The 16,914-nt window shown below is 70.1% G+C and carries 17 protein-coding genes; 9 read left to right on the top strand and 8 right to left on the bottom strand.

Annotation, left to right across the window (positions count from 1 at the left end; all coding sequences use genetic code 11):
- Positions 1-48: 48 nt before the first annotated feature.
- From QPK32_RS18415 to QPK32_RS18405, 3 genes are all read left to right on the top strand, one after another.
- Positions 49-1,128 carry a sensor histidine kinase gene (locus tag QPK32_RS18415; RefSeq protein ID WP_290414239.1) on the top strand — a complete coding sequence of 360 codons (1,080 nt, stop codon included), beginning with the start codon at positions 49-51 and terminating at the stop codon, positions 1,126-1,128.
- Complete coding sequence (locus tag QPK32_RS18410) at positions 1,125-1,907, top strand: LytTR family DNA-binding domain-containing protein (protein ID WP_290414238.1); 783 nt, start codon at positions 1,125-1,127, stop codon at positions 1,905-1,907. The genes QPK32_RS18415 and QPK32_RS18410 overlap by 4 nt, the downstream gene beginning before the upstream one ends.
- Positions 1,908-2,076: 169 nt before the next feature.
- On the top strand, positions 2,077-2,343 hold the full coding sequence (locus QPK32_RS18405; protein ID WP_290414237.1) for a hypothetical protein: 267 nt from the start codon (positions 2,077-2,079) through the stop codon (positions 2,341-2,343).
- A 5-nt stretch (positions 2,344-2,348) separates the two neighbouring features.
- Here the strand turns inward: QPK32_RS18405 and QPK32_RS18400 are convergent, their stop codons facing one another.
- Positions 2,349-3,236, bottom strand: a complete 888-nt coding sequence (locus tag QPK32_RS18400) for an SDR family NAD(P)-dependent oxidoreductase (protein ID WP_290414236.1) — start codon at positions 3,234-3,236, stop codon at positions 2,349-2,351.
- A gap of 413 nt (positions 3,237-3,649) precedes the next feature.
- On the opposite strand from QPK32_RS18400, the gene QPK32_RS18395 reads away from it, so the two are divergent.
- Entirely contained in the window at positions 3,650-4,189 is a 540-nt protein-coding gene (locus QPK32_RS18395) for a hypothetical protein (protein ID WP_290414235.1), read from the top strand.
- A gap of 115 nt (positions 4,190-4,304) precedes the next feature.
- Positions 4,305-5,198, top strand: a complete 894-nt coding sequence (locus QPK32_RS18390; RefSeq protein WP_290414234.1) for a LysR family transcriptional regulator — start codon at positions 4,305-4,307, stop codon at positions 5,196-5,198.
- Positions 5,199-5,231: 33 nt separating this feature from the next.
- Here the strand turns inward: QPK32_RS18390 and QPK32_RS18385 are convergent, their stop codons facing one another.
- Positions 5,232-6,281 carry an NAD(P)-dependent alcohol dehydrogenase gene (locus tag QPK32_RS18385; protein ID WP_290414233.1) on the bottom strand — a complete coding sequence of 350 codons (1,050 nt, stop codon included), beginning with the start codon at positions 6,279-6,281 and terminating at the stop codon, positions 5,232-5,234.
- A 252-nt stretch (positions 6,282-6,533) separates the two neighbouring features.
- On the opposite strand from QPK32_RS18385, the gene QPK32_RS18380 reads away from it, so the two are divergent.
- Positions 6,534-8,462 (top strand): PAS domain S-box protein, encoded by a 1,929-nt coding sequence (locus tag QPK32_RS18380; protein WP_290414232.1) that lies wholly within the window; start codon positions 6,534-6,536, stop codon positions 8,460-8,462.
- Positions 8,463-8,536: 74 nt separating this feature from the next.
- Here QPK32_RS18380 and QPK32_RS18375 read toward each other — a convergent pair whose 3' ends face one another.
- Complete coding sequence (locus QPK32_RS18375) at positions 8,537-8,803, bottom strand: UBP-type zinc finger domain-containing protein (protein ID WP_290414231.1); 267 nt, start codon at positions 8,801-8,803, stop codon at positions 8,537-8,539.
- Between the two features lie 96 nt (positions 8,804-8,899).
- Positions 8,900-9,490 (bottom strand): TetR/AcrR family transcriptional regulator, encoded by a 591-nt coding sequence (locus tag QPK32_RS18370; RefSeq protein ID WP_290414230.1) that lies wholly within the window; start codon positions 9,488-9,490, stop codon positions 8,900-8,902.
- 83 nt (positions 9,491-9,573) lie between these two features.
- Between QPK32_RS18370 and QPK32_RS18365 the strand changes: the two genes are divergently transcribed.
- Together QPK32_RS18365 and QPK32_RS18360 are read left to right on the top strand one after the other, a co-directional pair.
- Positions 9,574-10,794, top strand: a complete 1,221-nt coding sequence (locus tag QPK32_RS18365) for a YbfB/YjiJ family MFS transporter (protein WP_290414229.1) — start codon at positions 9,574-9,576, stop codon at positions 10,792-10,794.
- A gap of 140 nt (positions 10,795-10,934) precedes the next feature.
- On the top strand, positions 10,935-11,972 hold the full coding sequence (locus QPK32_RS18360; RefSeq protein WP_290414228.1) for an FUSC family protein: 1,038 nt from the start codon (positions 10,935-10,937) through the stop codon (positions 11,970-11,972).
- Here QPK32_RS18360 and QPK32_RS18355 read toward each other — a convergent pair.
- Genes QPK32_RS18355 through QPK32_RS18340 form a run of 4 tightly spaced genes read right to left on the bottom strand, consistent with a single transcriptional unit; the run spans position 11,945 to position 15,132 of the window.
- Positions 11,945-12,460, bottom strand: coding sequence for a DUF1993 family protein (locus tag QPK32_RS18355; protein ID WP_290414227.1), 516 nt, complete (start codon positions 12,458-12,460; stop codon positions 11,945-11,947). The two genes, QPK32_RS18360 and QPK32_RS18355, sit on opposite strands and share 28 nt — an antisense overlap.
- A gap of 12 nt (positions 12,461-12,472) precedes the next feature.
- A complete protein-coding gene (locus tag QPK32_RS18350) occupies positions 12,473-13,708 on the bottom strand; it encodes an MFS transporter (protein ID WP_290414226.1) in 1,236 nt (411 codons plus the stop codon).
- A 51-nt stretch (positions 13,709-13,759) separates the two neighbouring features.
- On the bottom strand, positions 13,760-14,185 hold the full coding sequence (locus QPK32_RS18345; protein WP_290414225.1) for an Rrf2 family transcriptional regulator: 426 nt from the start codon (positions 14,183-14,185) through the stop codon (positions 13,760-13,762).
- A 32-nt stretch (positions 14,186-14,217) separates the two neighbouring features.
- The gene (locus QPK32_RS18340) at positions 14,218-15,132 is read right to left on the bottom strand and encodes a LysR family transcriptional regulator (RefSeq protein WP_290414224.1); all 915 of its coding nucleotides are present in this window, start codon (positions 15,130-15,132) and stop codon (positions 14,218-14,220) included.
- A gap of 152 nt (positions 15,133-15,284) precedes the next feature.
- On the opposite strand from QPK32_RS18340, the gene QPK32_RS18335 reads away from it, so the two are divergent.
- On the top strand, positions 15,285-16,859 hold the full coding sequence (locus tag QPK32_RS18335) for a TerC family protein (protein WP_290414223.1): 1,575 nt from the start codon (positions 15,285-15,287) through the stop codon (positions 16,857-16,859).
- The last annotated feature ends 55 nt before the right edge of the window (positions 16,860-16,914 follow it).

The following is a 16,914-nucleotide window of genomic DNA, read 5'->3' as shown; positions in this document are numbered from 1 at the left end:
CAAAAAGGCAAGACCATGGTGACCCTCGGCCGACTCCTCCCCACCTGCATGCCCGACACATCGGCATGGCCGCGCCTGCGCCGCTTTGCCGACGATCTCGGCTGGACCGTCATCGTCAGCACTTGGGCCGGGGTCGTGCTGACGCTCGCCGCGGGCCGGCCGCAGGAGCTGTACGAGCAGGTCGTCTACTCCCTCTGCGTCGGCCTCGTCGCCCTGCTGATCCTGGACGGCGTGCGCCTGTTCGTGCTGGGCGATCCGGCGCGGCGGAGGCGCTGGACGGGCCCGATGCTGGCGCTCATCGTCGTCACCGCGCCCGTCGCGCACTATGCCGGCATCGCGCTCGGCGGGGCCGTCATCGGCCGGCCCGTGCCCGACCTGGCCGGCTATCCGAGCGTGCCGCGCATCAGCCTCGTCCTGTTCACGCTGCTCGCCATCAGCGTCGTCGTACTGCTGGTGCTGGCCCGCGAACGCGTCGAGCGCATCAAGGCCGAGCGTGCCGAGGCGCGCACCCGCGCCGAACGCATCGAACGCCAGGCGCTGCAGGCCCAACTGCGGCTGCTGCAGGCCCAGATCGAGCCGCACATGCTGTTCAATACGCTGGCCAACCTGCAGGGCCTGATCGCCATCGATCCGGCCCGCGCGGGCGCCATGCTGGACCACCTGATCCAGTACCTGCGCGCGACGCTGGCCGCCACCCGCCTCGACACGACGACGCTGGCCGAGGAGTTCGATGCGATCGAGGCCTATCTGGGCCTGATGGGTGTGCGCATGGGGGCGCGGCTGCGCCATCGCGTGACGCTGCCGGATGCGCTGCGCGGCGCACGGCTGCCGCCCATGCTGCTGCAGCCACTCGTCGAGAATGCCATCGTCCATGGCCTGGAGCCGCACGTCGACGGCGGCGAGATCGTCGTCGAGGCGCAAGCGCGCGACGGGATGCTGGAAGTGTGCGTGCGCGATACGGGCATCGGCCTGCCGGCCGGCGACAGCAGATCCGGCGGCGGCATCGGCCTCGCCACCACGCGCGAACGGCTGCAGGCGCTGTACGGCGCGCGCGCCGCCCTCGTGCTGGCGCCGGCCACCCCGCGCGGCACGCTGGCGCGCCTGACCGTTCCCCTGGAGGCCGCATGAACGCCAGCGCCCTGATCGCCGAGGACGAACCGATCCTGGCCGCCGTCCTGGCGCAGACGCTGGGCGGGCTGTGGCCCGGATTGCACCTGCTGCCGGACGCGCCGAACGGCACCGCCGCCGTCGACGCCGCGCTGGCCCACCGGCCGGACGTGCTGTTCCTCGACATCCGCATGCCCGGCATGAGCGGACTGGAAGCGGCCGAGGAACTGGCCGAGCGCTGGGACGGCGCGAAGCCTTTTCCCATCGTCGTCTTCGTCACCGCCTACGACGACTATGCCGTGCAAGCCTTCGAACAGGCGGCGCTCGACTACGTGCTCAAGCCCGTGTCCGCGGCGCGGCTGGACGGCACGGTGCGGCGCATCCAGGAACGGCTGCGCGAGCGAGGCGGCGATGGCGCCATGGCGGACCTGGTGGCGCAGATGCGCGCCTTGCTGCCTGCAGCGCAGGCGGCCCGCCACCTGGACACGATCCGCGCCGCCGTCGGCAACATGGTGCGGCTGATTCCCGTGCAGGACGTCGTGTACTTCCAGGCGCTCGACAAGTACGTCAATGTGGTGAGCCTCGAGGGCGACGCGCTGATCCGCCTACCGCTGAAGGAATTGCTGGCGCAACTGGATCCGCGGCAGTTCCCGCAGGTGAGCCGCGGCACCATCGTCAACCTGCTCCACGTGGCGGGCGCCAGCCGGGACGATGCGGGCAAGCTCGCGCTGCACTTGCGCGGACGCGGGGAACGGCTGCGCGTGAGTCCCCTGTTCGCGCACCTGTTCCGGCAGATGTAGCCGTTCATGCGGCAGGCGCTTCGCCCATACCGACGTATGGTGGCGGGGCAGCGCCACGGCCGCTACACTGCCATCGATGGAGACACCCTCCGCCTCCAGGACTGTGCCGCACGGGCGCACGCGCCGCATCCCATGCCGGCGACGGTCAAGCAACGACGAGGGAAACACGATGGACGACGAGGTGCTGGCGCGGCCGGCGACGATACTGATGACACTGCGGGACGCCGAACTGGCACGTCCAGGCGGCTGCTCGATGGCGCAACTACGCACGCTGTGCGACTGTCATATGAGCGACTTGATGCGCGACTTGACCGTGCTTGCCGGCGGCGGCTGGATCGCGCTGGAACACGATGCCGCCGGCAACGGCAAGATTTGCCTGAGCCCTGCCGGGCGCCTGCTGTGCGGGAAAATGCAGGGCGCCGCGGCGGCGGCGTGAGGGCCTCAGGCCGGCGCGCCCGTGCGCGCACGGCCGCGCGCGGCCCGGGGCGTGCGCGACGGTGCCGCTTCCGGCAGGTCGGGATCGGCCGATGCGGCCAGCTCGGCCCAGGCATCGAACCCCACCTTCAGGATGCGCAGGCGGTCGTAGGCGCGCTGCAGCGCCGCGCGGCCCAGCACCAGGCGCAGCGGACCGCGACCGCCCGCCACCGCGCGCAGGATCGCCTGTGCCGCGCGCGTTGCGTCGACCGGCGCGCCGCTTGCGCTCTGGCGGCCGGCCAGGTCGGCATAGTCGGCGATGGCGGCGCCGGCGGCGCGCGCCGGGGTGGCGCGGCCGTCGTCGCCCGGGCCCGGATCGACCAGCGTCACGCCGATGCCGAAACGCTCCACCTCATGGAACAGGGCTTCGGCCAGCGCCTCCAGCGCCGAGCGGGCCGCATGGCAGAAGCCGTCGCCCGCCGGCAGATGGGCGGCGCCGCGCGCCAGCAGCACGATGTGGCCGGCGCGGCGCGCGCGCATGCCGGGCAGCACGCGCCGCGCCAGGTTCACGGGAGCGAACACGTTTTCCTCGAACACGGCGCGCAATGCGGCCTCGTCGCCCTCCTCGACCGCGCCGAAGTAGCGCTGCTGCGCGCTCGCGGCCAGCACGTCGATGCGGCCGAACCGCGCCTCGGCATCGCGCAGGGCGCCATCGACCGCGGCGCCGTCGAGGACGTCGAGCGCGACCGCCTCGGCCCGGCCCGGATGGCGTTCCACGAGGGAGCGCAGGCGCTCCGGCTCGCGCGCGGCGAGGAAGGCACGCTGGCCGGCGTCGAGCACGGCCTCGGCGAGCGCGGCGGCCAGGCCGGCCGACGCATCGGCAATGAACCAGACAGGGGTGGCATCGTTGGGCATCGTTGTTCTCCTCTTCCATGCAGCGGGAATGCGCCGCAGGAGCATTCTACGAAGCGCGAGACCGCTTCTCCATGGGCGATGCTCCGAGTTCCTTGCCTAAAATTCCGAGCGCCCTTTCCGTCTGCCTGCCCCCTATCCTTCCGTATGATTGGCGGACGCCGCGCCATCGTCTATCCTGCAACTGTCTCCTCTACGCCGCGCCATTCTCTCCCGCACGGCCTTTCGCCCGGATCCGCTTGCGCATCCGGGCATTTTTCGTACGGCAGGCGTGGCCGCAGGCCGCACGGATCACTGGACGCAGGTAGCGGATTTCGCTACTTGCCCGTGCAGATCCGGCGACATGGGATCCGCACGGGCCCGGCGGCGGTCGCGCAAGGCATCATGACCTCTTTTCTGCCGACACCGCCACCGCCATGAATCCACTCGTCCATTCGCTGTGCCAGAATTCCTTCATCGGTCCGATACTCTTCATCGGCACCGCATGCGCCTTTCCGCCATTGTTCTCGGACGCGCCGCTCGCGCTCGACCGGAAAGACGCGCGCGTCATCCGCGCGTTCGTCGCCCCGGTGGACACCGCGTATACGTTCTACTTCGCGTTCAAGTTCCCGTCACAAGCAGCCTACCGGCAGGACGCATTCGCCGGCACGTTCGACGGGCGGTACTGCGGCCGTGACGCGGCGATCGTTCGCGACGAGGCCAAGCCGTCGTTGGGGCGACCGGTTTCCGTCCAGGTCACGATCAGGGAACAAGCGAACGGCCGGATCGTGGCAGACCGGCGATTCGAGACCTTGTGCACGACATCGCACGATCCGTCCACCCTCGTCCATTACCGGGACATCGGCACGGTACGCCTCGACGCCGGCCATTACGTCGCCGAGATACGCAATGTCGATGCACACGCGGGACTCGATGCGAACGTCACGGTCGGGCTCGGACCCGCGGCCGGCAAATAGCCGGATGCAGATGAAATCAGGCGGCGCAGCGGCGCGGCCGCGACCACGCCGATTTCATGAAGGCTGATCATGAATATGGCATACAATTACCAGATCTTATTCATGAAAGCCTGCCGTGGCCAGGGACAACATCAACGACATCCTCGTGTTCTTCGCCGTCGCGCGCGAACGCAGTTTCACGCGCGCCGCCGCCAAGCTGGGCATGACGCAGTCGGCGCTCAGCCACATCATCCGCTCGCTGGAAGCGCGCCTGGGCGTGCGCCTGCTCACGCGCACCACGCGCAGCGTCTCGCCCACCGAGGCGGGCGAACGGCTGCTGCAGAACGTGGCGCCGCGCCTGGAAGAGATCGAGGCCGAGATCGCGGCCGTCAGCGACCTGGGCGACAAGCCGGCCGGCACGGTCCGCATCACGGCGATCGACCACGTGGTCGACACCATCCTGTGGCCGCGCATCGCCCCGCTGCTGCCGCAGTACCCGGACCTGCACGTGGAAATCAGTTCCGAGTACCGGCTGGTCGACATCGCGGCGGAACGCTACGACATCGGCGTGCGCCACGGCGACCAGGTCGACAAGGACATGATCGCCGTGCGCCTGACGGAAGACACGCTGATGATGATGGTGGCGGCGCCCGCGTATTTCGAGCGGCGCCCGCTGCCGGCGTCGCTGCAGGACCTCATGAAGCACAACTGCATCAACCTGCGCCTGCCCAGCAGCGGCGGGCTGTATGCCTGGGAACTGAAGCACGAGGGACAGGACCTGGAGGCGCGCGTGCGCGGCCAGGCGGTGTTTTCCAGCCTCTATCCGATACGCGACGCGGCGCTGGCCGGCGTCGGCATCGCCTTCCTGCCGGAGAGCCTGGTGGGAGACGACGTGCGCGCGGGGCGGCTGGTCGGCGCGATGGAAGACTGGTGCCCCCGTTTTCCCGGGCTGCACGCCTTCTATCCGAGCCGGCGCCATTCCTCGCGCGCGCTGATGCTCGTCATCGACGCCATCCGCCACAAGGCTTGATCCCTGCATCCGGCCATGCGGCCATGCTGCCCGTCAGGCCGCCAGCGTCGTGCTGTCGATCACGAAGCGGTACTTGACGTCGCCCTTGAGCATGCGCTCGTAGGCGTCGTTGATCTCGTCCGCGCGGATCATCTCGATGTCGGCGACGATGCCGTGCTCGGCGCAGAAGTCCAGCATTTCCTGGGTTTCCGGGATGCCGCCGATCATCGAGCCGGCGATCGCGCGGCGCTTGGTGATCAGGTTGAACACCTGCGGCGACGGGTGCGGCGTGGCCGGCGCGCCGACCAGCACCATGGTGCCGTCGCGCTTGAGCAGGTTCAGGAAGGCGTCCAGGTCGTGCGGGGCGGCGACGGTATTGACGATCAGGTCCAGCGTCTTGGCGCGCGCGGCCATCGCCTCGGCGTCGCGCGAGACGACGACTTCGTGGGCGCCCAGGTCGTGCGCGTCCTGGCGCTTCGATTCCGACGTCGTGAAGGCCACCACGTGGGCGCCCATCGCGCGCGCCAGCTTGATGCCCATGTGACCCAGGCCGCCGATGCCGACGATGCCCACGGTCTTGCCCGGACCCGCGTTCCAGTGGCGCAGCGGCGAATACGTGGTGATGCCGGCGCACAGCAGCGGCGCGACGGCGGCGAGCTGGGCCTCGTCGTGGCGCACGCGCAGCACGTAGCGTTCGTGCACGACGACCTGCTCCGAGTAGCCGCCCAGCGTGTGGCCCGGCGCGTCCGGGGTAGGCCCGTTGTAGGTGCCGACCATGCCGTCGCAGTAGTTTTCCAGGCCGTCCGCGCAATCGGCGCAGTGCTGGCAGCTGTCGACCATGCAGCCGACGCCGACCAGGTCGCCCACCGCGTGGGTCGTGACGTGGGCGCCGACGGCCGAGACGCGGCCGACGATCTCGTGGCCCGGCACGCAGGGATACAGGGTGCCGGCCCATTCGGCGCGCACGGTATGCAGGTCGGAGTGGCACACGCCGCAGAAGGCGATGTCGATCTGGACGTCGTGCGGGCCGGGAGCACGGCGCACGATGTCGATCGATTCGAGGGGCTTGTCGGCGGCATGGGCGCCGTAGGCTTTGACGGACATGGGATTCCTTTCGCTGTGGTGGCAATGGCAGTGGGAGATACGGCGGAGTACGCCATGAAGGCAGGCATGATAATGGCGAAACGACATGCAAAACGGGTCGGACTTTGCATGGGCTTATGAATTCACATCATGAATACCGCCATTCATTCATGATCTCTCATGCTGGCGATGCCCAAGAACCGGCGCGCGCTCATGGATCAGCCGAATGCGCTAGCATCGCGTCAAGCGCATTGCCATTGACCCGTCCTTGCCATGCAAATCGCCGCTCGACCGCCCTCGGAATCCGCGCGCCAGGCTTCGCTGGATGCGCTGCAACTGCTGGACACGGCGCCGGAACCGGTCTTCGACCGCATCACCCGGCTGACGGCACGCCTGCTGGACGTGCCGGTCGCGCTGTTCTCGCTCGTCGACCGCGAGCGCCAGTGGTTCAAGTCGCGCGTGGGACTGGACGCCGTCGAGACCCCGCGCGAGCAAGCCTTCTGCGCCCACACGATCCTGGGCAGCGAACCGCTGGTGGTCGAGGATGCGGCGCGCGATGCGCGTTTCGCCGACAACCCCCTGGTGACGGGCGGCCCGCACATCCGTTTCTATGCCGGCGCGCCGGTGCGCACCTCGCAAGGCCACGCGGTCGGCACGCTGTGCGCCATCGATTCGAAACCGCGCGTGCTGTCGGCCGAGGACCGCCAAACGCTGCAGGACCTGGCCGACATCATGAGCAAGGAAGTGCAGGCGCGCGAGCGCCTGGACGTCGCGCGCGAGCGCGTGCTGGAGAGCAGCGCCGCCGCGCGCGCCAGCGAAGACCGGTTCCGCCTGATCTTCGAGCTGGCCAGCGTCGGCATCGCCCTGGTCGCGCCGAACGGCGCCTGGATGGGTGTGAACGCGGCCCTGTGCGCCATCCTGGGCTACACTGAGCGCGAACTGATGGGGCTGACATTCCAGGACATCACCTGGCACGAGGACCTCGATGCCGACCTGCAGCTGCTGGCGCGCCTGCAACGCGGCGAGATCGCCAGCTACCAGATGGAAAAGCGCTATGTGCGCAAGAACGGCGACCCGGTATGGGCCAGTCTGAACGTCTCCAGCAAGACGGCGCCGGACGGCGCCATCGAATACTACGTGGCGGCGATCGGCGACATCGGCGCACGCAAGGCCGCGGAAGAGGCGATCAGGCGCATGAACGCCGAGCTCGAGCAACGGATCGCCGCGCGCACGCACGAACTGCAGAACACCAACGCGATGCTGACCGCGTCCGTGATCCAGCAGCGCCGCGCGGAAGGCGCGCTGCGCGAGCGCGAGGCCGAACTGCGCAGCGTCATCCAGAACGCCAGCGACGCCTACATCTGCCTGGACGAGCGCGGGGTAGTCGTCGCATGGAACCGCCAGGCCGAACTCACCTTCGGCTGGAGCGCCAGCGAAGCGCTGGATCAGCCGCTCACGGACCTGATCGTCCCGCCCGCCTACGTCGACGCGTACCGCGAAGACATGCAGCGCTACCTGCGCACGGGCGCCTCGGCGATGATCGGGCGGCGCGTCGAGCTGCCGGGCCGGCGCAAGGACGGCAGCATCGTGACGCTGGAAGTGCGCGTGACAGCGCTCGAGGTCAACGGCCGGCGCATCTTCAGCGGCTTCCTGCACGACATCAGCGACCGCAAGCTGGCCGAGGCGCGCCGTGACTTCGAAGCGCGCAACGACGCCCTCACCGGCCTGCCGAACCGGCGCGCGCTGATGGAGCAGCTGCCCGTCGCGCAAAAGCGCGCCCAGCGCGCCGGCCATGCGCTGGCCCTGCTGTTCATCGACCTGGACGGCTTCAAGGCCGTGAACGACAGCCGCGGCCACGAAGCGGGCGACCGCCTGCTGGAACATGTGGCGCGAAGCCTGCGCGGGGCCGTGCGCGAGACCGACGGCGTGTACCGCCTGGCCGGCGACGAGTTCACCGTCGTGCTGGAGAACGTGCAGCAGGCGCGCGACGCCGTCGCCATCGCCGAGAAGCTGATCCGCGCCGTCTCGCAACCGGTGCGGGTCTGCGGCAGCCAAGTGCAGGTGGGGGCCAGCATCGGCATCGCCATGTACGCGCCCGGCAGCGCCCTCGATGCCGACGCCCTGATCAAGGAAGCGGACCACTGGATGTACCAGGCCAAGCTGGCCGGGCGTGGCCAGGTGCGCTGGCGCGGCGTCGCGTAAGCTGCGCGAGGCCGGTGGGCACGGGGTGCCCGCCCTGCGCAAGAGTCGTTACACGGGGGCGTTAAGCCAAGTCGTTAAGCCGGGTCCTTGAAGACCTTGTCGACATAGCACCAGCCCCAGGTCTCGCCAGGCTCGTCGGAGCGGATCACGGGGTGGCCGGTGGCGTGGAAATGGCGGGTCGCATGCTTGTTCTTCGACTGGTCGCAGCAGCCGACGTGGCCGCAGACCAGGCAGACGCGCAGGTGCACCCAGCTGTCGCCGAGTTGCAGGCACTCTTCGCAGCCGTCGGTATTGCCCTCGCGCGGGCCGACTTCGTGGAAATGCTGGCAATCGTTGCTCATTGAAGCTCCTGTTCAGGCATGCAAAATGCGCACCATCTTACGCCCGTTCCCACCGCACCAGCCTGGCCAAAGGTCAGGCCCCGCCGCCCGCCGCGTTCAGGCGGGACGCAACAGCAAGCGCACGACGTCCCCGCCCACGGCCCGCAGCTGCGCCGCGTCACGGTACACCCGCTCCATCACGACCATGCCGCGCGTCGCGGTCACGAGCAGCAGCGCCGCCGCCGCCGGGGGCAGCGCCAGCCGTCCCTGCGCGTCCGGCCGCGCCAGGCGCTCCTCGACCAGCGCGCGCACGGCGTCGAGCAGCTCGCGCAGCGCGGCGCGGATCGGCGCGTCCATCGCCGTCTCGTCGGTCGCCGTCTTGGTCGTCAGGCAGCCGCGCGACATCGAGGCGTCGTCGGCAGCGCCGATCATCTCGACGGCGAAGTCGACGTAGCGGCGCAGCGCCTCGTCCGGCGTGGGCGCCGCCAGCGCCTCGCGCACCCGCGCCAGGTAGCGCTCGCGGTAGCGCGCATAGATGCGCAGGAAGAGCGCCTGCTTGTCGCCGTACGCGTGGTACAGCGAGCCGCGCAGCACGCCCGTCGCCTGCGCCAGGTCCTGCATCGAGGTCGCGCCGAAGCCCTGGCGCCAGAACAGGTCCAGCGCCCGGTCCAGGGCCACGTCCTCGTCGAATTGTTTTGTGCCAGCCATGGAACCTATTATTCCGATCCTTGACAGGCATGTCAAGTTTGACTAGCCTGTCAAACATGCTCACCGAACGATAAGGAATCGTCATGGAATCCGCTGCAACGCCGGGGTCTTCCACGCGCGCCATCCTGGCCGGCCTGTGCGCCAGCCTGGTCGGCATCGGCCTGGCCCGCTTCGCCTACACCCCCTTGATCCCGGCGCTGATCGGCGCCCACTGGTTCGCCGCCAGCGACGTCGTCTTCCTCGGCGCGGCCAACCTGGTCGGCTACCTCGCCGGCGCGCTGGCCGGCCGTCCGCTCGCGGCGCGGCTGGGTGCGCGCCGCACGCTGCAGGCGATGATGCTGCTGGCGTCGCTCGCGTTCTTCGCCTGCGCCGTGCCCCTGAATACCGCCTGGTTCTTCGGCTGGCGCTTCCTGTCCGGCCTCGCGGGCGGCATCGTCATGGTGCTGGCCGCGCTGACCATCCTGCCGACGGTGGCCCCGGCGCGCCGCGGGCTGGCCAGCGGCGCGATCTTCCTCGGCATCGGCCTGGGCATCGCCGCCTCCGGCACCATCGTGCCGCTGTTGCTGGACCGCGGACTGGCGGCCACCTGGGCCGGGCTGGGCGTGCTGTCGCTGCTGCTGACGCTGGCCAGCTGGACCTGGTGGCCGCAGGCGCAGGCGGCTCCCTCCCCTGCCCCAGACGAGGCCCCGCTGGCCGCGCCGGCCCGCACCGGATTCGCGCTGAAGCTGATCTACGGCCAGTACGCGCTGAAGGCCGTCGGGCTGGTGCCGATGATGGTGTTCCTGGTCGACTACGTGGCGCGCGGCCTGCACATGGACACGCACACGGCCGCGCTGTTCTGGGTCGTCTACGGCGCCGGCGCCACGGCCGGGCCGATGCTGTACGGCTTCCTGGGCGACCGCCTCGGCATCGGCAACGCCACGCGCCTGACGCTGGCGCTGCAGATCGCCGCCGCGGCCGCGATGGTCCTGGCCCACGGCAGCGCCGCGCTGGTGCTGGCGACCTTCGTGATCGGCACGTTCCCGTCCGGCGTCGTGCCGCTGACGCTGGGTCGCATCCGCCACACGCTGCGCCACGACGCGGCCGCCCAGGGCGCCGCCTGGAGCCGCGCGACGACCGTGTTCGCGCTATTCCAGGCGCTGGCCGGCTATGCCTATTCGTGGATCTTCGCGGCCACCGGCGGCGCGCACCGCGTACCGATGCTGATCGGCGCGATCGCCTTCGGCCTGGCGCTGCTGTCGGACCTGCTGCTGGCGCGCGCCGCCTGGGCGGTGGTACCGGAGGACGGCACCGCGCGCGCATGAGTGCAACTGAGCGCACCTGAGCGCACGGCGTCTGGTGCAGCGCACAATTTCTGTCGTAGACTCCGGGTTGACGTTTTCTTGCCCGGAGTCCGCATGCCCTACCCCACGCCCGCCATCGCCGCCACCCGCCAGGGCCGCGCATGAAGGGACCGTTCCTCCGCTCGCTGCTGGCGGCATTCGACCTGCGCGAAGGCTTGCGCGGCGCCTTCGCCTGCACGCCGATGCTGCTGCTCGGCTGGGCGCTGGACGCGCCCGGCTTTGCCTGGGCCGCCATCGGCGCGTTCTGGACGACGCTGGCCGCCATCTCGGGTACGGCGCGCCAACGCTTGCTGGCCATGGTCGACTTCGCGGCCTGGTCGACGGCATGCGGCGCCGCCGCGACCTGGGCCGCGGACCAGGGGCTGGCCGCCGGAACGCTCGCCGTGCTGGCCGTCGCGGGCGGGGCGGGATTCGTGCGCAGCTGGAAGCCGCACGCCTACCAGGGGGCGATCCTGGTGGCGACGGCCTGCGTCGTCATGATGGACCGTCCGGCGGGCGCCGCCGGCTGGCACTTCATCGTGCCCTACGCGCTCGGCTGCCTGTTCGCGGCCGTGGTGGGCGCCATCGCCTGGCGGCTGGCGCCGCCGCCGCCCGAGGCACCGCCCGCCGTGCCGCCCGCGCCCATCGCCCACTATGCGCTGCGCCTGGGGCCGGCGGCCGCGCTGGCCTACCTCGTCGTCCACGTCATGGGCCTGCACTACGGCTACTGGGCGACGATGGCCGTCCTGCTCATCCTGCAGCCGGCGGCGGCCGGCATCTGGCCGCGCTGCCTGGAGCGGGCGGTCGGCACGGTCGCGGGCACCGTCATCGCCATGGGCCTGGGCCTCGTCGCCACGACGCCGCTGGCGATCGCGCTGGCCGTGTTTCCGCTGTTCGGGCTGACGATGGCGCTGCGCGCGCACAGTTACCGGGTGTTCGTCGCCTTCCTCACGCCGGCCTTCATCCTCGTCGCCGACTTCGCGGCGCCGGCGGCCGGGCAGCTGTATGCGCTGGCCCGGCTCGAGGACAACCTGATCGGCTGCGTCATCGCCTTCCTCGCCGCGCTGCTGCTGTGGCCCACGTCCGGCCCGCTCGGCTGGGCGCACGAGCAGGCCCGGCGCCGGCCGCAGGCTTATCGCGGGCCAAAGGGGCCGAGGTAGTCGCGCTTGCCGATGTCGACGCCCTTGTGGCGCAGGATGTCGTAGGCGGTGACGACGTGGAAGTAGAAGTTCGGCAGCGCAAACGTGAGCAGGTAGCTCTCGCCCGTGAACACGGTCCCCTCGGGCATCCAGCCCAGCTTCACTTCGCGCGCGGCGCCCGCGTCGAGCTGCGCCGCATCGACGCTTTCCAGGTAGGCGATCGTCTTCGCGATGCGTTCCTGCAGCTGCTGGAACGTGGCCTCGTCGTCGGCGAACGAGGGCGCGCTGCCGCCGCCGATGCGCTGGGCGGCGAACTTCGACGTGTCGCTGGCGCGCTGCACCTGGGCCGACAGGGGCAGCATGTCGTCGGCCAGGCGCGCGCCCAGCAGCACCTCGGGCAGGATGCCGTTCTGCGCGGCGTGTTCTTCGCCCTTGGTCAGCAGCGTGGACAGGATCTTCAGGCCGCGCACGAACACGGGCACGGTCAGTTGGGACATGGTGAGGGACATTCGATTCTCCTTTCAGGGTGTACGCATGGTAGCGGAAGTCCAGCCGACGAGCACGGCGCCGGCGATGGCCAGCACGCCGCCCAGCAACAACGCGCTCTGGATGCCCGCGCCGTCGACCACCAGGCCGCCGACGAAGGCGCCGAACGAGAGGGCGACCTGGAAGAACGTCACCAGGAGGGCCTGGCCCGCTTCCTGCGAGCGCGGCAGCGCCTGCAGCATCCAGGTGGTCATCGAGACGGGCACCAGGCCGAACGCGACGCCCCAGGCGACGACGGCGACGGCGGCCGGCACCGCGCCCTGCCCGGCCAGCATCGACAGCAGCAGCACGGCGCCGATCGTGGCGGCGGCCAGCAGCGCCGTGCCGCGCACGCTGCGCGCTACCAGGCGTCCGCCGAGGAAGGTGCCGGCGAAACCGGCCACGCCATAAGCGAGCAGCAGCGTCGTGACGGCGTCGTTCGACAAGCCGAACACCTGCTGCAGCATCGGCCGCATATAGGTATAGCCCACGAAGTGGCCGGACACGAGGAACAGCGCCACCGCCAGCACCGTGCGCGCGCGCGGCTCCGCCAGCGGCGCCAGCAGGTCGCGCGGCACGACGGCGCGCGCCGCCGGCATGCGCGGCAGCACCTTCAATTGCAGCGCCAGCACCACGGCGGCCACGAGCGCCGAGGCCAGGAAGGCGGCGCGCCAGCCGGCGAGGCCGCCCAGCAAGGCCCCGGCGGGGACGCCGGCGATCGTCGCCAGCGAGATGCCGGCCAGCACGTAGGACATGGCGCGCGGCTGCAGCGGCGCCGGCAACAGGTGGCCTGTGGCGCCCGGCGCGAACGTCCAGAAGCCGCCGACCACGAGGCCCAGCAGCGCCCGCGCCAGCAGCATGACCGCCAGGTTCGGCGCCAGCGCCGCCAGCAGGTTCGAGGCGACCAGCACGGCCGACAGCACCAGCAGCACGATGCGGCGGTCCAGCCGTCCGGAAGCGATGATGAGCGCCGGCCCCGTCACCGCCGCCACCAGGCCCGGCATCGTCACCATCAGCCCGGCCGCGCCTTCGCTGACGTGCAGGCTGGCCGCGATGCCCGTCAACAGCCCGACCGGCAGGAATTCGGTGGTGACGGAGGCGAAGGTGCTGATCGCCAGCGACGCGACCGCCAGCCAGGCCGGGGCCGCGGTGGCAGTGGAAATGGCCGCGGCGGCCGCGCCGGCGGACTCGCCGTCGGCATGGACGAGCGGCTTGTCATCGAGTGCTTGCATGGACATTCCTTATTATTGTGACCTTAAAAAACACAGATACAGGTAAAAAAATCAGCCGTCCTGCCCCACCATGGCCACCACGTCGGCCAGCGTGCGGCGCGCCAGGCGCTGCTCGAAGCCGTCCTGGGCGTCGCGCAGCACGTCGTCCATGCAGCCCTTGATGTTGCGGCTGATCCGGCAACCTTCCTGCACCGGATAGCTGTGCACGGCGAACGCCGGCGGCGCCTCGCTGGCCCGGTAGATCTCCAGCAGCGTGATGCGCTCGGGCGGCCTGGCCAGCATGCACGCGCCGTTCTTGCCGCGCGTGGTCGTCACCAGGCCGGCCTTGGCCAGCTTGGACACCACACGCCGCACGAAGCTAGGCTCCGCGTTCACGCTGCCGGCCAGCTCGGTCGAGCGCACCGGCTCGCCGTAGTGGGCGCCAAGGGCGGCCATGACGTGGGAAGCGACGGAAAACTGGACGTTGGTCTGGGACATGAATGTGACTTTAATCGGCACAATACCAGGTGTCAAGCGCGCTCCCGCGCGTCGAGCGCGCCGAACACCTCGACCACCCAGTCGATGAACACGCGCGCCTTGGCGTTCATGTGGCGGGTCTGCGGGTACATCGCATACACCGAATGGCGCGCCAGGCGCCATCCGGGCAGCACCTCGACCACCTCGCCGCGCTCCAGCCACGGCCGCAACTGGTAGCGGAAGGTCTGGCCGATGCCCAGTCCCGACACCAGCGTCGTCAGGTGCGCCGTGCTTTCGTTGACGGCGATGTTCCCCTTCGGCTGGACCTCGACCGTCTCGCCGTCGCGCTCGAAGCGCAGGCTGAACGGGCGCCCTGTCAGCGACGAGAAATAGGCGCTCACGCGGTGCTTGTCCTCGAGGTCCGAAGGGTGCGCGGGCATGCCGTGGCGGTCGATGTATTTGCGGTGCGCGCACACCACCATGTCCAACTCGCACAGCTTGCGGGCGATGAGCGTGCTTTCGGCAAGCTCGCCGCCGCGGATCACGCAGTCGATGCCTTCGCCGACCATGTCGGCCGGGCGGTCGCTCACGCCCAGGCGCAGGTCGATGTCCGGATAGCGCGCCTGGAAGTCCGGCAGCGCCGGGATCAGCGCGAAGTTCGCATGGGCGGACCCGATGTCCACGCGCAGCCGGCCTTTCGGCTGCGCGCGCGTGCGGCGCGCCTCCGCATCCATCTCGTCCAGGTCCCCCAGCAGGCGCAGCGCGCGCTCATAGTAGGCGGCGCCCTCGGGCGTCACGGTGGCCTGGCGCGTCGTGCGCTGGACCAGGCGGGTGCCGAGCATCTGCTCCAGGTCCTGGATCAACTTGCTGGCCGTGGAACGGGGAATGTTCAGCTGGTCGGCGGCCTTGCCGAAGCTGCCGGCTTCGGCGATGCGGACGAAGGTACGGATGGCGAGTAGTTGATCCATGGTCGGCAATGCGATGAGAGGCCTCGATTGTACCTGCGCGCACGGCGCCGCCGGGCATGCCCGAAAAACCGCACTATTCCTTCGGTGCAGACTGCGCCGACGCGCAGGTGCCGTCCCCTACAATGATTTTTCCTTAACTACCCCGGACCACCATGGAAGCGCTCCTCGACCCGAACATCTGGGTCGGCCTGCTCACGCTGATCGTGCTCGAGATCGTCCTCGGCATCGACAACCTGATCTTCATCGCCATCCTGGCGGACAAGCTTCCCCCGCACCAGCGCGACAAGGCCCGCATCGTCGGCCTTTCGCTGGCGATGATCATGCGCCTCGGCCTGCTCACGATGATCTCGTGGATGGTCACCCTCACCGCCCCGCTGTTCTCGGCCGGGTCGCTGTCCTTCTCGGGCCGCGACCTGATCCTGCTCGTGGGCGGCCTGTTCCTGCTGTTCAAGGCAACCATCGAGCTGCACGAGCGCGTCGAAGGCAAGACGCATGCGGCTGGCGGCAAGCGCGCCTACGCCAGCTTCGCCGCCGTGGTCGCCCAGATCATCGTGCTCGACGCGGTGTTCTCGCTGGACGCCGTCATCACGGCGGTCGGCATGGTCGACGAGCTGGGCGTCATGATGGCCGCCGTCGTGATCTCGATGAGCGTGATGCTGTTCGCCTCGAAGCCGCTGACGCGCTTCGTCAACGCGCATCCGACCGTCGTCGTGCTGTGCCTGAGCTTCCTGCTGATGATCGGCCTGTCCCTGGTGGCCGAAGGCTTCGGCTTCCACATCCCGAAGGGCTACCTGTACGCCGCGATCGGCTTCTCGGTCATGATCGAGGCGCTGAACCAGCTGGCGCGCCGCAACTTCGCCAGGCGCGAGGCGCGCGTGCCGCTGCGCGAACGCACCGCCGACGCCGTGCTGCGCCTGCTGGGCGGCCGGCCGCGCCACGCAGCGGACGAGGCCCATGGCGAGACCAGCGATGCGGGCGAGGCGCCGGCCTTCGAGGCGGAGGAACGGAACATGGTCAGCGGCGTGCTGAGCCTCTCGCAGCGCTCGATCCGTTCCGTCATGACGCCGCGCGCCGACATCTCGTGGATCGACATCGGCGCCGACCCGGCCGCGATCCGCGAGCGCGTCATGGTCACGCCGCACGGCTTCTTCCCCGTCTGCCGCGGCCAGCTCGACGAGATCGTCGGCGTGGCCAGGGCCCGCGACCTGGTCGCCGACATCGTGCTGACGGGCGCCGTCGACCGCGCCAGCATCCGGGCCCCGATCGTCATGCCGGAAGCCAGCGGCGTACTGAAGGTGATGGAGACGCTCAAGCGCTCGCACGGCCAGGTGGTGCTGATCGCCGACGAATACGGCACGCTGCAGGGCCTCGTCACGCCGATCGACATCCTGGAGGCGATTGCCGGCGAATTCCCGGACGAGGACGAGCAGCCCGTCGTGCAGGAGACGGGGCCGGGACGCTGGCGCGTCGACGGCAGCGCCGACCTGCACTACCTGCAGCAGGTGCTGCAGACCGGCGCCCTGCTCGGCAGCGGCGAGGGCAACGGCAACAGCACCGCCGACTTTGCGACGCTGGCCGGGCTGCTGCTGGAACGCTTCGGCGCCGTGCCGGCCGTGGGTGACGCGCTCGACATCGACGGCTTCCGCTTCGCGGTGGCGCGGGTCGTCGAACACCGCATCGCGGCGGTGGACGTGGTGCGGATCGCCGAGCACGCCGCGGTGTCCTGATCGTCGACGCGGCATCAAGACAGCCCGGCTTGACGCCCGACGCGGGAGGCGTCCG

The organism is Massilia sp. YIM B02763 (assembly GCF_030412015.1).
GTDB lineage: Bacteria > Pseudomonadota > Gammaproteobacteria > Burkholderiales > Burkholderiaceae_D > Telluria.
Note: the sequence above shows the minus strand (reverse complement) of the source record. Positions and strands in the feature narration are given on the sequence as shown.